At 49.8% G+C, this 15285-nt stretch carries 15 protein-coding genes; 6 read left to right on the top strand and 9 right to left on the bottom strand.

The window, feature by feature from the left end:
* Positions 1-43: 43 nt before the first annotated feature.
* The 6 genes from QZZ54_RS13510 to QZZ54_RS13485 all read right to left on the bottom strand — a co-directional run bounded on the left by QZZ54_RS13510 (position 44) and on the right by QZZ54_RS13485 (position 4757).
* The gene (locus QZZ54_RS13510) at positions 44-922 is read right to left on the bottom strand and encodes a DMT family transporter (RefSeq protein WP_290703221.1); all 879 of its coding nucleotides are present in this window, start codon (positions 920-922) and stop codon (positions 44-46) included.
* Positions 919-1308 carry an acyl-CoA thioesterase gene (locus QZZ54_RS13505; RefSeq protein ID WP_290703220.1) on the bottom strand — a complete coding sequence of 130 codons (390 nt, stop codon included), beginning with the start codon at positions 1306-1308 and terminating at the stop codon, positions 919-921. Before QZZ54_RS13505 ends, QZZ54_RS13510 begins: the two co-directional genes overlap by 4 nt.
* Before the next feature lie 65 nt (positions 1309-1373).
* A complete protein-coding gene (phnN, locus tag QZZ54_RS13500; protein ID WP_290703219.1) occupies positions 1374-1958 on the bottom strand; it encodes a phosphonate metabolism protein/1,5-bisphosphokinase (PRPP-forming) PhnN in 585 nt (194 codons plus the stop codon).
* Between the two features lie 117 nt (positions 1959-2075).
* Positions 2076-2273: a hypothetical protein gene (locus tag QZZ54_RS13495; RefSeq protein WP_290703218.1), complete on the bottom strand. Its 198-nt coding sequence runs from the start codon at positions 2271-2273 to the stop codon at positions 2076-2078.
* A 268-nt stretch (positions 2274-2541) separates the two neighbouring features.
* A complete protein-coding gene (gene ilvN, locus QZZ54_RS13490) occupies positions 2542-3033 on the bottom strand; it encodes an acetolactate synthase small subunit (RefSeq protein WP_290703217.1) in 492 nt (163 codons plus the stop codon).
* A gap of 2 nt (positions 3034-3035) precedes the next feature.
* Complete coding sequence (locus QZZ54_RS13485) at positions 3036-4757, bottom strand: acetolactate synthase 3 large subunit (RefSeq protein WP_290703216.1); 1722 nt, start codon at positions 4755-4757, stop codon at positions 3036-3038.
* Between the two features lie 417 nt (positions 4758-5174).
* Here QZZ54_RS13485 and QZZ54_RS13480 point away from each other — a divergent pair, with 417 nt between their 5' ends.
* Positions 5175-5441, top strand: coding sequence for a hypothetical protein (locus QZZ54_RS13480; protein ID WP_290703215.1), 267 nt, complete (start codon positions 5175-5177; stop codon positions 5439-5441).
* Between the two features lie 86 nt (positions 5442-5527).
* On the opposite strand, the gene tyrS is transcribed toward QZZ54_RS13480, so the two are convergent.
* Positions 5528-6826, bottom strand: a complete 1299-nt coding sequence (gene tyrS / locus QZZ54_RS13475) for a tyrosine--tRNA ligase (protein ID WP_290703214.1) — start codon at positions 6824-6826, stop codon at positions 5528-5530.
* A 377-nt stretch (positions 6827-7203) separates the two neighbouring features.
* Here tyrS and QZZ54_RS13470 point away from each other — a divergent pair, with 377 nt between their 5' ends.
* The gene (locus tag QZZ54_RS13470; RefSeq protein ID WP_290703213.1) at positions 7204-8616 is read left to right on the top strand and encodes a peptidoglycan DD-metalloendopeptidase family protein; all 1413 of its coding nucleotides are present in this window, start codon (positions 7204-7206) and stop codon (positions 8614-8616) included.
* 30 nt (positions 8617-8646) lie between these two features.
* Positions 8647-9756, top strand: a complete 1110-nt coding sequence (locus QZZ54_RS13465; RefSeq protein ID WP_290703212.1) for an anhydro-N-acetylmuramic acid kinase — start codon at positions 8647-8649, stop codon at positions 9754-9756.
* Positions 9757-9953: 197 nt separating this feature from the next.
* Here the strand turns inward: QZZ54_RS13465 and erpA are convergent, their stop codons facing one another.
* On the bottom strand, positions 9954-10304 hold the full coding sequence (gene erpA, locus QZZ54_RS13460; RefSeq protein WP_290703211.1) for an iron-sulfur cluster insertion protein ErpA: 351 nt from the start codon (positions 10302-10304) through the stop codon (positions 9954-9956).
* An 86-nt stretch (positions 10305-10390) separates the two neighbouring features.
* The gene (argC, locus tag QZZ54_RS13455) at positions 10391-11422 is read right to left on the bottom strand and encodes an N-acetyl-gamma-glutamyl-phosphate reductase (RefSeq protein ID WP_290703210.1); all 1032 of its coding nucleotides are present in this window, start codon (positions 11420-11422) and stop codon (positions 10391-10393) included.
* Positions 11423-11542: 120 nt separating this feature from the next.
* On the opposite strand from argC, the gene QZZ54_RS13450 reads away from it, so the two are divergent.
* Genes QZZ54_RS13450 through hemL form a run of 3 tightly spaced genes read left to right on the top strand, consistent with a single transcriptional unit; the run spans position 11543 to position 15285 of the window.
* Positions 11543-13288, top strand: coding sequence for a chloride channel protein (locus QZZ54_RS13450; RefSeq protein WP_290703209.1), 1746 nt, complete (start codon positions 11543-11545; stop codon positions 13286-13288).
* A 44-nt stretch (positions 13289-13332) separates the two neighbouring features.
* Positions 13333-13962 (top strand): thiamine phosphate synthase, encoded by a 630-nt coding sequence (thiE, locus tag QZZ54_RS13445; protein ID WP_290703208.1) that lies wholly within the window; start codon positions 13333-13335, stop codon positions 13960-13962.
* A gap of 33 nt (positions 13963-13995) precedes the next feature.
* On the top strand, positions 13996-15285 hold the full coding sequence (gene hemL / locus QZZ54_RS13440) for a glutamate-1-semialdehyde 2,1-aminomutase (protein WP_290703207.1): 1290 nt from the start codon (positions 13996-13998) through the stop codon (positions 15283-15285).

Raw genomic sequence — 15285 nt, 5'->3', positions numbered from 1 at the left:
CTAGTCGCTTCTTATATTTTTCCCTGCATGCTTACCGGGTTTATTACCTTTTTTTATTGACTAAAAAGATACCCAGAGCCACTAACACCAGAGCGCCCAGCATATCAAACGAAAGCTGTTCATCAAGAATCAACCAGGCAAAGAGAACACCAAACAACGGAGTCAGAAAAGTAAAACTGGCAATTTTTGATGCCGGATAATGACTCAGTAACCAGAACCAGGCCAGATATCCAACAAACGCCATCAATACTATCTGAAACAATAACGATCCTATCACCAGAGGTGTCAGGCTGGTCACCCCTGGTTCATTTAGACCCCACGACAACAGCGGCAACACAACAGCAGAAACAACCAGCTGGTAAAGCAACACGCGAGAGGGAGACTGGTGACGTTGAGGGGAAGCTTTTAGTACCACCGTCGTTGCCCCCCAGAAAAACGCTGCTGCCAGTGCCAGAAGATCCCCCAGCAGAGAAGCGCCACCATCAAGAGAGTCTCGAAACGCAAAGACAACACCCGCAAAGGCGACTAACAGGCCTGCAACCTGAACTTTTCTCAGGCTTTCACCCGGAATAAACAGATGCGCCCCCAGCGCGACAACAAAGGGCGATGTATAGAGAAAGATCGTGGCATGAGAAACGGTAGTCAGATTCAGGGCGATATAGATAAACAAAAATTCTATCGCAAACAGAATTCCGAGAAGAACGCCCCACCAAAAGGCACCATCGCGGTATAAAATTTTCTCACCGCGACACAACATCCAGAGCACGAGTAGCAATGACGCACCGACAGACCGTAAACCTGCCTGCATTAGTGGTGATACCCCCTCCAGACCAAACTTAACCACCACCTGATTGAAGCCGAACAACATACAAAGCCCCACCAGCAGCACAATGGCACGGCTATCAAATGTCGCTTTAATCATGCGCTAAATAACGCCTCAAGCTCAGGTGAGATATAAGGGCGACCTCGCTCATTCAGTGCTGTGCCTATCACCAGCCCGGCCACACAGACTTTTTCATCTGCGATACGGACAACCCGCTGGCGAAAACCAAACTTCACTTTACTGATCCGCTCCAGAGCAACTTCGACCCGAAACCGATCGCCACTTTTCAATGAGGCTTTATAGTCTAGCTCAGAACGAATCACTACCAGATGGATTCCAGCTTCGGTCAGGGCAGCAAAATCAATACCGCTGTTCAGCAAAAACTCATGCCGGGCATGTTCTAGATAGTTGAAATAGACACCATTATTGACGATACCCTGCATATCCAGTTCATAATCCCTCACACCCATCTCAATACTGAACATTCTAAATCCTCCAGCCAAAAAAAGAGGGTGCAATAGTGCACCCTCCTGTAATTCATAAAAAAAAACTAGTGCGTCGAGCGAGCCGGCTTAACGGAATCCGGCGCCATGGACTCAATCAGCTTCAACAACGTATCAACGCCTTCCTGCAAATTTGAGTTGTTATCGATCAGCTGTATATTCCCAGGCAGGCTATCAACAATCTGACGGTGACGATTTAACCGTTTAACGATCTCTTCTTCATTTTCCCGGCCTCGCAGAGTAAGACGCTGATGCAGCGTATCTTCATCAACCTGAACCAGCACCGGTATCAGGTTCGGATAAGCGTGCATCGCAATCTGCAAATACTCCCGGGAGCCGTTAATCACAACATTGATCCCTTTTGCCAGCCAGTTATCAATCTCTGACCCTATGCCGTAACTATAGCCATGGGAGTACCACTGCATGGAAAACATTCCCATACTGGCACGCATATCAAATTCATCGGGAGAAAGGTGAATATGGTTTTCGCCCCCAATATTGAGGGCTCGGGTAATATAACGATGAGCCACAAAACAGCAGTGACTGGGTTGCAGACGCTGGCGACAGCCTTCAAGCAAACTATCTTTACCGCTGCCTGAAGCGCCCACCAGATAGAGTAGTTTTCCACTCATAGAATGATCTCAGAGTACTATAGCCAGTTAATTTGAGATCAAGAGTAATACGCTTAAATTTGAAACGCCAGTATTGATTAAGCCAGCCTCAGAACTCATCGCTGTCACACAGCGAAGTCAGGCCAGCATCTCCTGCTCAAATACAATCGCATAAGTATCCTGCCAACGGGGAAACGGACTGGACTGCTGCCATAGTGGTAATGAATCGTACTTCACTATTTCAGATAGCTGTACACCACTCTCCAGACTTGCCTTGCCACCCAGAGGAATCACCAACAATACTGATAGTACTATCAGTTGAACTGAGTAAATCATTAAAACCTCCTCAGACCGCGTCACCGCCTTCTGATAACCACTTTCCTGTGCCAACACCTTTAATAAGCTAAAGATTCCCTGAACCACCGGTTCTCTATCCTCCGTTTTTCACTCCGGAGGGACCGTTAAGTATAGTCAGAAAAAATCATCTGCCAGTAAATTCAATAACAATTTGTCGTTAAAGGTAGTGAACACAAGCCTCAATACCCCAAAAACTGGCGAAAAAAAACCGCTCAAGGAGCGGTTTTTTAGAAGCTATCAAAAACGTTTACAGACTCAGGACTTTCTCGCCTCGAGAGAGCCCCGATACACCCGTACGCACCACTTCCATAATATGGGCGGTACCCAGCGTTTCAATAAAGGCATCCAGCTTGTCACTGGCACCGGTCAGCTGAACCGTATAGGTATTCGGCGTAACATCGATAATCTGACCACGGAAAATATCCGCAGTACGCTTAATCTCAGCACGCATCTGGCCGTTAGCCTTCAGCTTGATCATCATCAGTTCGCGCTCGATATGATCGCCTTCTGTCAGATCAACCACTTTAACCACGTCTATCAGCTTATTCAGCTGCTTAGTGATCTGCTCGATCACCTTGTCACTACCAAAGGTAGTCACCGTCAGACGGGATAAGGTTGAATCTTCTGTCGGCGCAACCGTCAACGACTCAATATTGAAGTTTCGCTGCGCGAAAAGGCCGACAACCCGGGACAGTGCACCCGGCTCGTTTTCCATCAACACAGAAATAATATGTCTCATGTTCAAGTTCTCTCCGTCTTGCTCAGCCACATATCACGCATAGAGCCGCGTGGTACTTGCATCGGGTATACATGCTCAAACGGATCTACAGTAATATCCATAAACACCATGCGATCTTTCATGGCGAAAGCTTTAGTCATCGCCGCTTCCAGATCTTCGTACTTTTCAACTTTCATACCCACATGACCGTAGGCTTCTGCCAGCTTGACGAAATCAGGCAGTGACTCCATATAAGACTGCGAGTGACGTGACTCATAGTTCATATCCTGCCACTGACGTACCATGCCCAGAGACCCGTTGTTCAGACAGATAACCTTTACAGGGATATTGTACTGGCTAATGGTAGACAGCTCCTGAATATTCATCTGAATACTACCTTCACCGGTAACGCAAACTACTTCCTCATCGGGGAAGTTCATCTTCACGCCCATCGCTGCAGGTAAGCCAAAGCCCATAGTGCCCAGACCACCGGAGTTGATCCAGCGGTTCGGCTTATTAAACTTGTAGTACTGTGCAGCAAACATCTGGTGCTGGCCTACGTCTGAACAGACATAAGCATCACCACCGGTGACCTTGCTCAGCATCTCAATAACCTGCTGCGGCTTCATCTTGTCAGAATCATCGGTACGGAAGCGTCCACCATGACGGCCGCGCCATTCATCAATCTGCTGCCACCAGGAATCAATCGCTTCTTTTTCAAGCTGCTTCTTACTGTTCTTAACCAGAGAGGTCATCTCCTGCAGAACATGCTTAGCCGGGCCAACAATAGGCACATCAGCTTTGATCGTTTTCGAAATAGAAGCCGGATCGATATCAACATGGATGATTTTGGCGGTAGGACAGAACTTATCAACGCCGTTCGTTACCCGGTCATCAAAACGCGCACCCACGGCCAGAATCAGGTCAGCATGATGCATCGCCATATTGGCTTCGTAGCTGCCATGCATTCCCAACATACCGACAAACTGACGGTCAGTACCCGGATAGCCACCCAGGCCCATCAGTGTATTTGTCACAGGAACATTCAACAGCTGCGCCAGCTCGGTCAATTCAGCACTAGCATCACCCATGATGACACCACCACCGGCATAGATAACCGGACGTTTAGCATCCAATACCATATCCATCGCTTTCTTAATCTGTCCACTATGACCACGGCTAACCGGGTTATAGGAGCGCATTTTAACGCTCTTCGGATATTCATAATCAAAGCGATCAGTCGGCGCTGTCATATCCTTAGGGATATCAACAACAACCGGGCCCGGACGGCCACTCTCAGCGATATGGAAGGCTTTCTTGATAATCATAGGAATATCTTCAGGATTCTGAACACTGAAGCTATGCTTAACAACTGGACGGGAGACACCGATCATATCGGTTTCCTGGAACGCATCTTCGCCGATCAGAAAGCTCATTACCTGGCCGGTAATAACAACCATCGGAATAGAATCCATATAAGCTGTAGCAATACCGGTCACGGCATTAGTAGCACCCGGACCAGAAGTCACCAGCGCGACGCCGGCTTTACCGGTTGCACGGGCATAGGCATCAGCCATATGGGTCGCAGCTTGCTCATGGCGAACCAGAACGTGTTGTACATCTTCCTGCCGAAACAGTGCATCATAAATATGCAGCAGTGCTCCACCGGGATAACCGTAGATGTGTTTCACACCCTCATCTTTAAGGGCGCGAATTACCATTTCGCCGCCTGAAAGTTGTTCCACAATAGTATCCTCAAATCACACGCCAACCATTGGCATGTCTAAAAATTCTGATACTGGAGGATGTTATGAATCGCCTACCGGGGAACAAAACAACCTCCAGCAGGCTTTTGCATAGGTGACCGGTACGGTCAGAGAAAGGCAAAAGCAACTCTTCATCCGGTGATTAAGTGTGGGTACACACTGTAAACCCGGGAAAATAAGCTGGGTGTGCTTATCAGGTTTCTGCTTCGGGGTAACCTACTTAACGCAGAAACACTAAATTGTGGGTGTATTCTGCCAGCAGCACAGCCATTGTTCAAGGGATGATCAGCGATAAAACTAAATTTCCCGCATCCTGAAACCTATAGCTGCAGATACGGTTATGACAGTGCTATAGTGAATCCAAAGTATTTGTCATTTTCAGTCGGAGATCGTTGCATGAGCACTGCCACAATAAAAAACAAGGAACGAGCCATAGATGAGCTAGTTTCGGTGTTACGCAAAATATTCGAGGAACCAGAAATCTGTGCGGTTGCTATGGAAATAGCGCGTAAGCATCTGCAGGATGAGCACGCCAATGTGAAAATTGCCGATGAGTTATCCGCCACCACCAGCGTTAAAATACCCGTAGAGCACAGCGAAGCGGACACCCTGTTTCTGGAGATGTTGAAAGATCTGGTGCGAGACGAGCAGGCGCTTTACTAAGCCAACTAAATCCCACAAAAAAACGCGCGACCCTATTCTTTAAAAAGAGAAGGCCGCGCGTTTTTTTATGCCGAGAAAGGCCTGAATCAGATCACAAACAAGTGATGCTTTTTCTTACCCAGCTTAACTAAGAAGAAACGTCCATAAGTGCCATGCTCTGAAGCAAAGACTTCTGCCGCTTTCATATTGTCACCCATACCCTTCTCAACGCCGTTTACGATTACCGCATTACGCTGAAGAGCATCTTTTATCTGCTTACCCGAGTTTGCCATACCGGCTTCACTCAACAGAGTCGTCAGTGGCGTTTCAGCCAGGTCGGCATCTGCCAGGCTTGATGATGGTAATCCATCCAGTTGCAGCTGTTCAAAGTCTGCTTCGCTCAGATCGGACAGATTGCCACTGAACAGCGCCTCAGTAATCCGCATCGCCGCCGTTAAACCTTCTTCACCGTGCACCAGACGGGTCACTTCACGGGCCAGTACGGACTGAGCCTCAGGACGTCCGTCACGTGCAGCATCGGCCTTTTCTAACGCATCAATCTCTTCAACCGAGAGGAAGGTAAAGTATTTCAGAAACCCGTAAGCATCAGCATCCGAGGTTTGCAGCCAGAACTGGTAAAAAGCGTAAGGGGAAGTCTTGTTAGGTGACAACCAGATAGTTCCGGATTCGGTCTTACCAAACTTAGTACCATCAGACTTAGTAATCAGTGGCAACGTCAGACCAAAGGCTTTATTCCCATTCATGCGGCGAGTCAGCTCAGTACCGCCGGTAATATTACCCCACTGGTCAGATCCACCGATCTGCAGCGTACAATTATGACTAGCGTTCAGCTGCTGGTAGTCGAATGATTGCAGAATCATATAGGTAAACTCAGTAAAGGAGATACCCTCACCTTCACGGTCGATACGCTGCTTTACCGACTCTTTAGCGATCATCTGATTCACAGAGAAGTGCTTACCGACATCCCGCAGGAATGTCAGCACATCCAGATCACGGGTCCAGTCCAGGTTATTTACCACTTCCGCGCTGTTATCACCGCTGTCAAAATCGATAAACTGGCTTACCTGACCTTTGAGTTTTTCCACCCAGTTGGCAACAGTGCTGTCATCATTGAGTTTGCGTTCCTGAGCCTTGAAGCTTGGATCGCCGATCAGGCCGGTTGCACCGCCCACCAAAGCCAACGGCTTATGGCCAGCTTGCTGAAAGCGCTTCAGTGCCAGCAGTGGCACCAGTGAACCGATATGCAGGCTGTCAGCGGTGGGGTCGAAGCCACAATAAAGGGTGACAGAACCTTCAGCCAGGTGTTGTTCCAGCTCGTCTTCGCTGGTCATCTGCGCGATCAGTCCGCGCGCATTGAGATCCTGTAGCAGTGTTTTGTCTGTCATTGCCTTCTAACAACCTTTCATCTGTATGTAGTAAGTTAAGTCATAAATAGTTTGGGGCCGTATTCTACCCTTACGCCTTTAATCCCACAAACCTATGATGCAAACGTTTACTTACAACCTGCAGCACAATACCGCCTCATAAAAGTCACTTATCAACAGCCTCTTCATAAAAATCACTGCATATAAACGACCCATTAAAATCGACTCACTGAAAAACATGGCCCTACCTGAAGACAGTTTTGTCTCCAGACAGCGTACTTTTATTGACTTATCCCTCAATATGCAGCGATTTACGCCGATAACGAGTGAATATTTAGATTCTGTGACAGCTTCCGGTATAATCCTGAGAATTTTTAGTATTACTGAGGTAACAAGCCGTGGTTCTGATTGAACGGTTAAAACAGCATCTTCCAGCGACTCATCTGATAGCGGTAGCTATCTGCTGCGTCATTGTCGGTCTGACTTCGATGCTTATGCCATCCTCAGATCTGCCCGCTTCAGTACTTCCCGAGACTGGAACAACGGGGCAAAGCGTTGTTGCGACAGCCAATCGTAACCAGATTGCGATGCTGCTACCCACCCAGCCCGGAGCTGCCAAGCAGTCCATCACTGAATCTGTAAAACAACCAGAACAAGCGCCATTGAAGACTGAGCAGCAGACCCAACCACAGGCTGCGCCAGAGATCACCGAAACGTGGCAGGACTTCAAAGTTCGTAGCGGCGATACTCTGACCTCTATCTTCAAACGCGCCGGACTCACCAATCGGGATGCATTTCTGGTCAGTGATGCGGTAAAAGGCACCGACACGCTCAAACGGATCTATCCGGGTCAGACCATCCGCTTTGTAATCGAAAAGGGTCAGTTTAAAAAGCTACAGCATATCCGCAACCAGCTGGAAAGCTCTCTGGTCACAGCAACGGACCAGGGATACGACGTAGAAAACATAACGAAGCAACCGGATATTTCTCCACGCTTCGCCGAGGGTAGCATCGATAACTCCCTATTCTACGATGCATCTCAGGCCGGCTTATCCGATAAAATGATTATGGAGCTGGCCGCTGTTTTTGGTTGGGACATCGATTTTGTACTGGACCTGCGTCAGGGTGACCGTTTCAACTTAGTATATGAAGAGAAATATCTCGATGGCAAACTAATCGGCGAAGGCAACATTCTCTCAGCCCAGTTTATCAACCGGGGCGAAACCTATACCGCCGTACGCTATACCGACAGCCAGGGTGACAGCAGCTACTACACCCCTGAAGGTGACAGTATGCGCAAAGCGTTCCTGCGCAGTCCGGTGAGTTTTGCCCGGATCAGCTCCAGCTTTAAAAATCGCCGCAAGCACCCGGTTCTGGGGCTGACCCGCGCCCATAAAGGCACCGATTATGCCGCCCGTACCGGCACCCCTATTAAAGCAGCTGGCGATGGCAAAATTATCTGGCGGGGCACTAAAGGTGGCTACGGCAAAGCTGTCATTGTGCAACACGGTGGCAATATCACGACGCTGTACGGCCACATGAACAATTACCGCAGAGGCCAGAAAACTGGCAGCCGCGTCCAGCAAGGTGATGTGATCGGCTATGTTGGTCAGACGGGGCTCGCTTCCGGTCCACACCTACATTATGAATTCCGTCTCAATGGTGTTCATAAAAACCCACAAACGGTTAAACTGCCTCACGCCGCACCAATAGCCAAAGCAGAAAAAGAGAACTTCTTCGCTGCCGCTAAAGAATCATTGGCTCAGCTGGAACAGTTCAAAGCTACTCAGCTGGCTTCTGCCTCCAACTGAGAGATTCAAGAACGTTAGCAAGGGAAGTTAATGAGCGCTCAAATCTATATTGGCTTGATGTCCGGTACCAGCCTCGACAGTATTGACGCCGTCGCGGTCCGATTCAAGCCAAGCTTTGAACTAATAGCTTTTCATAGCGAACCCATTCCCCAGGTAATCGATGACAAAATCCGGGCGTTGTTTACCCCCGGCGATAACGAAATAGAACAACTGGGACGCCTTGATCTTGAGCTGGGCGAACTATTTGCTTCAGCAGCCAATAAGCTAATTAAGTATCATAGCCTTAACCCTGATCAGATCGATGCCATCGGCAGCCACGGGCAAACTATTCGCCATCGCCCAGACGCACAGTTCACACTCCAGATTGGCGACCCAAACAGCGTTGCAGAACTCACTGGCATTACCACGGTGGCCGATTTCCGTCGTCGGGACATGGCCGCCGGTGGTCAGGGTGCGCCGCTGGTACCAGCATTTCACAATGCCCTTTTCCGCCACACCGACAAGAATCGAATATTGGTCAATATTGGTGGTATGGCCAACCTGACAATCCTTGAAGCAGACCCGACAAAACCGATACTTGGCTACGATACCGGCCCGGGCAATGTGCTGATGGATAGTTGGATACAACGACATCTGCAGAAAAGCTACGATGCAGACGGCAGGTGGGCGAACAGCGGCAAGGCTGTTCCTGAATTGCTGAACAAACTGCTCGCGCTACCCTTTTTCAGTGAAGTTCCTCCCAAAAGCACCGGCCGGGAGCAGTTTAATAGCCACTGGATTGAACAGATACTCAGCTCACTGACCAGCGAACCACAGCCGGAAGATGTACAGGCAACTCTGCTGGAACTTACTGCCATTACCATCGCCGATGCTATCAACTCTCATCAGTTGGATGATCTGCAGATTTACCTCTGCGGCGGCGGCAGTCACAACCGTCAACTAAGAGCCCGGCTGATCTCTTTGCTTCAACCCCATTATCTGGGTGATACCTCAGAACTGGGACTCGACCCGGACTGGGTAGAAGCGGCCGCCTTTGCCTGGCTCGCCTATCGCAGCCTTAACCGAGAAAGCGGAAACGTTCCCCAGGTTACCGGCGCTAAAGGTTTCAGACCACTAGGCGCCATATACTGGGGCCAGTAGTCATACCAAACAGCAGGCACAAAAAAGCCAGCATATAGCTGGCTTTTAAAATATTGTAAAAACGTAATAAGCGTAGGCTAGAGAAGGCAAAAATTTGTGAAAAAGCGCAGTCATTGTGCCCCTGTGGTATTACAGTTGTAAATGAGCATTTTGATGAAATTTTTAACGCCCTATAGCCAAGTCGCAATAGTTTCTAATTAGATTGAAAATGAAGAGCCACAACCACAAGTCGTAGTAGCATTGGGATTGTTGATCACAAACTGTGAACCCTGCAACCCCTCTTTATAATCCACCACTGAGCCTACCAGATACTGGTAACTCATCGGATCGACCACCATATTCACGCCATCATTCTCGAACAGCGTATCATCATCTGCGACCGCCTCATCAAAGGTGAAGCCATAAGAGAAGCCCGCACAACCCCCACCGGTAATATATACCCGCAGTTTTAGGTTATCGTTCTGGTCCTCTTCGATCAGAGTTTTTACCTTAGCCGCTGCCGAATCGGAAAAAACCATCGTTAGCTGCTGGTCAGTCGTCTCTGTCATATCTGTTCCACCTACATCTCTCATACATACCAATAGCGTATTATCTATTTAACCAAGCAATTTAGTCAAGTATTGATAACACTCTCTTATGGCATCATTCCGACATGACGCAGCCCTTCGGCCTCATCCAGCCCAAACATAATATTCAGATTCTGAATCGCTTGTCCTGCTGCGCCTTTCACCAGATTATCAATAACGGATAGAACTACTACCGTATCGTCATTTTGTGGACGAAACACGCTGATTCGGCACATATTGGCGCCTTTCACACTGCGGGTTTCCGGCAGGCTGCCGGCAGGCATCACATCAACAAACGGCTCGTTGGCATAACGGGCCTCGAACAGTTCCTGCAGACCATCAACTGGATCTTTCAGTTTGCCATAAAGAGTCGCGTGAATACCCCGAATCATCGGCGTCAGATGCGGCACAAAGGTCAACCCGACCGGACGGCCCGCGGCTTCACTCAACCCCTGCTTGATCTCTGGCAGATGACGGTGACCTGCTACCGCGTAGGCTTTCATGCTTTCACTGCTTTCGCATAGTAGAGAACCTACATTCGCGCCACGGCCGGCACCACTAACGCCGGACTTAACATCAGCGATCAGGCGACGGTGATCGATCAGGCTATTTTCTACCAGCGGCAGAAAGCCCAGCTGTGTAGCCGTTGGATAGCAACCCGGACAAGCGATCATCTGCGCGCCTTTGATTGCCTCACGATTCACTTCCGGCAAACCATATACCGCTGAAGCCGCTAGCTCAGGGCTGGTGTGTTCCATGCCGTACCACTGAGACCAGAGTTCCAGATCTTTAATCCGGAAGTCCGCCCCCAGATCAATCACTTTCACGCCCCGTTCCACCAGTGCCGGTGCCATCTTCATCGCCACACCGTGAGGTGTCGCAAAGAATACAGCATCACACTCAGACAACGCGTCGACATCAGGCACGGTAAACTGCAGATCGTAGTGACCTCGAAGGTTCGGGTACATATCATCAATTCGCACGCCTTCTTCAGAACGGGAGGTAATCACCTCAACCGATACGCCAGAATGGTTTGCCAACAGCCTGAGCAGCTCTACGCCGGTATAACCGGTGCCGCCTACGATACCTACTTTGATCACTTTGACCTCACAATTGTTTCTACAGTTTTCTATTCAGCCTGCGTATGATACAAACCCTTGAAGGGCATTACTATTGCGGCACTATAAAAGTGACGTTAAAACAGGCGAATCAGAGTATAAATGTTCAAAGACTCCCTATCATTTACCCATTTTCGCAACCGCCTTGCCCATCAGGAGGCTCTGCCGCAGTTAGTACTACTGGGGATAATCTCTGGACTGGCTACCGGGTTAGTGATTCTGGCGTTCCGCCTGATGATCGAACTGCCACTGGAAACCTGGTTACCCGACAATAACAGCGAAAACTTTGAAGGCTTGCCACTCTGGTTACGTTTTGCGCTACCGGTAGCCGGAAGCATCGTCATATTTTTATTACTCTGGAAGTTATTGCCCTCCACCCGCAAAGTCGGTGTCGTACATGTACTGGAGCGGCTCAGTTACCATCAAGGTAACCTTCCTGCCAAAAACATGCTGGTTCAGTTCTTCGGTGCGGTTATTGCCATCATCAGTGGTCAGTCGGTTGGCCGTGAAGGCCCGGCAATTCACTTAGGGGCCGCCTGCGGCAGCCTGGTAGGTCAAACGCTAAAACTACCCAATAACTCCCTGCGATTATTAGTCGGTTGTGGTGTCGCTGCTGCCATCTCCGCCGCCTTCAACACCCCATTGGCCGGGGTGATTTTTGCGATGGAAGTGATCCTGATGGAATACACCGTTATCGGCTTTACGCCGGTACTGGTCGCCTCAGTCACCGCATCACTGTTAATACGAGTCACCTACGGTGATGAATCCATTTTCACGATTCCAGCCCTGCAGATTCAGTCATTAGCAGAGATCCCCTTTGTGGTTTTACTGGGGATTATCTGCGCCCTGCTGGCAGCTGGTTTCATACGCATCATGATCCTAACCCAGAAAATAACCGGTTTATCCTTAGGCGTTAAATTGCTAATCGCCGGGGTACTCACCGGTACCGTCGCACTCTGGTACCCCCAGGTGATGGGCCTGGGTTACGACACTCTTTCTGAAGTTTTACAGGGAAATGCCGGACTAACATTACTGCTTGGTCTACTACTCACCAAGTGGCTGTTAACACCTATCGTACTTGGTTTAGGCCTTCCCGGCGGCCTGATCGGACCAACCATCTATATCGGCGCCATCGCCGGAGCAGCCTTTGCCGTGCTGGTTGCTCACTTCACCGGCGAGAGTAACTCCGGCGTCGGCTTTTACGCCATGCTCGGCATGGGTGCGATGATGGGAGCGGTACTAAACGCGCCCCTGGCCGCACTAATCGCATTACTAGAGCTGACCGGCAATCCCAATATCATTTTTCCGGGGATGATCGCCATCGTAGTCGCCAGCACCACGGTCCGGTACTTTTTCAAACAACCCTCGATTTTCCTTACTTCACTCAAAGCCCAGGGGCTGGATTATCGTCAGGAACCTATCACTCAGGCGCTTTCCCGACTGGGGGTTGCCAGCGTAATGTGCTCCAGCCATGTTCGCTGTAACACCACAATCAACTGCGAATCTGCTATTAAAATACTCGAGCAGCGGCCCGAGTGGATGATTCTGGAAGATAAGAAGGCGGTTCCCCGGTTTATTTTATTCCCCCCCGATCTTGAGTTCTTTATTGACAGAATCAGTGAGCGGGATGGTTTTAATCCAACACTTGAAATAGATCTGGCAGAGGTGCCTGCGGTGCGCAAAGATATCGCCCCATTGCCGATACAGGCGACACTCAAAGAAGCCCTGGATCTGATGAACCATGATCGCTTGGATGCCCTTTATATTGTGCATCACAACAAGGAGATCGCCGGTATTATTACCCGGGATATGGTGGAACATTTTTACACCCAAAAAAACAATCCGTAATCGCCGTCTGAAGACAGTACAACAGCAGCTAAAAAAGAAATCCTATGAAAGAATTTCAACTACAGGGCCTCTACGCCATTACCGATAGCGCCTTGATGCGCACCACAGAGTCAATGCTATATCAGGTCGAACAAGCCTTGCGGGGCGGGGCCAAAATCGTTCAATACCGTGATAAATCAGATAATCAAACGCAAAGACTGGCACAAGCTCTCGCGCTGGTAGACCTCTGCGATCAGTTTCAACGTCCACTGCTGATCAATGATGATATTGAATTAGCCAAAGCCAGTAACGCCCATGGTGTTCACTTGGGCCAGAGTGACGGTAATGTTAGCCAGGCCCGGAAGTATCTCGGCGCTGCAGCGATTATTGGCAACACCTGCCATAGTTCATTGGAACTGGCTGTTAACGCCTGTCAGCAAACTGCTGACTATGTCGCCTTTGGTGCTTTCTTTCCATCTAGCACTAAGCCCGACGCTACCCCCGCGCCAATAAGCCTGCTCAGCGAAGCCAGATCAACGCTACCCATCCCGGTAGTAGCGATTGGAGGCATTAATATGGATAATGCTGATCAGGTAATTACCGCCGGAGCCGATATGATCGCTGCGATACACAGTCTATTTGCCAGTGATGATATTTGCGCCCAGGCCGGACAGTTTGACAACCTATTCAACTGATCCGTTTACGACACGAATTTAAGAGAGCCCAACATGTCCCGTTCAGAATCGTTATTCCAGGCCGCACAGGTCCATATCCCAGGTGGTGTTAACTCACCGGTACGTGCCTTTAAAGGGGTAGGCGGCACGCCTATCTTCTTTAAACGGGGTGAAGCGGCCTACCTGTTTGACGAAGATGATAAGCGCTATATCGACTATATCGGCTCATGGGGCCCGATGATTCTGGGCCATGCGCATCCAGCTGTGATGGATGCGGTGCGTGGCGTCATGGATTCAGGTCTTGGCTTCGGTGCACCCACCGCCATTGAGATAGATATGGCCGATAAGGTCTGTAATATGATGCCGGGTATGGATCTGGTACGGATGGTTAATTCCGGTACGGAAGCGACCATGAGCGCTATTCGTCTGGCGCGCGGTTACACCAACCGGGACAAAATCGTTAAATTTGAAGGCTGCTACCACGGCCACTCTGACTCGCTGTTGGTAAAAGCCGGTTCTGGCATGCTGACGTTGGGTGAGCCAAGCTCCCCGGGTGTACCCGCCAGTCTGGCAGAACATACAATTACCCTGACCTACAACGATCTGGACAATGTCCGTCAGGCGTTTGCTGAGGCGGGTTCAGAGATCGCCTGCATCATCGTTGAGCCGGTCGCTGGCAACATGAACTGCATTCCACCGGTACCAGGCTTTTTGCAAGGGCTACGCGAGATCTGTGATGAGTATGGCACCGTACTGATTCTGGACGAAGTCATGACCGGCTTCCGGGTCTCTCTGACCGGCGCACAGGGGCATTACGGCGTAATCCCGGATCTGACTACCCTGGGCAAAGTTATCGGCGGAGGACTGCCAGTAGGCGCGTTCGGTGGTAAACGGGAGATCATGGAGTATATTGCACCACTAGGCCCGGTCTATCAGGCAGGTACTTTGTCAGGTAACCCTCTGGCCATGGCAGCAGGCTTAGCCATGCTCAACGCCCTTGAAGAAGAAGGTTTTCACGAACAGCTCAGCGCGAAAACTGAGCTACTGGCTCAGGGTTTCGAAGCGATGGCGCTGCGGCACGGCGTCCCCTTCACCACCAATCAGGTGGGCGGCATGTTCGGTCTGTTCTTTACTGATCAAAAAGAGGTTACTTGTTTTGATCAGGTGATGAAGTGCGATGCGGATAAGTTCGGCCGTTTCTTCCACGGCATGCTGGAAGAGGGTATCTATCTGGCGCCTTCTGCCTTTGAAGCAGGCTTTATGTCTCAAGCCCATACAGAAGACGATATCAACGCCACCATCGAAGCAGCTGGCCGGGTATTTGCCAAGCTAGCAGCGGAGTAA

Origin of the sequence: Amphritea sp. (assembly GCF_016744155.1) — a bacterium.
Lineage (GTDB): Bacteria > Pseudomonadota > Gammaproteobacteria > Pseudomonadales > Balneatricaceae > Amphritea.
This window is presented reverse-complemented; position numbering and strand designations above follow the sequence as displayed.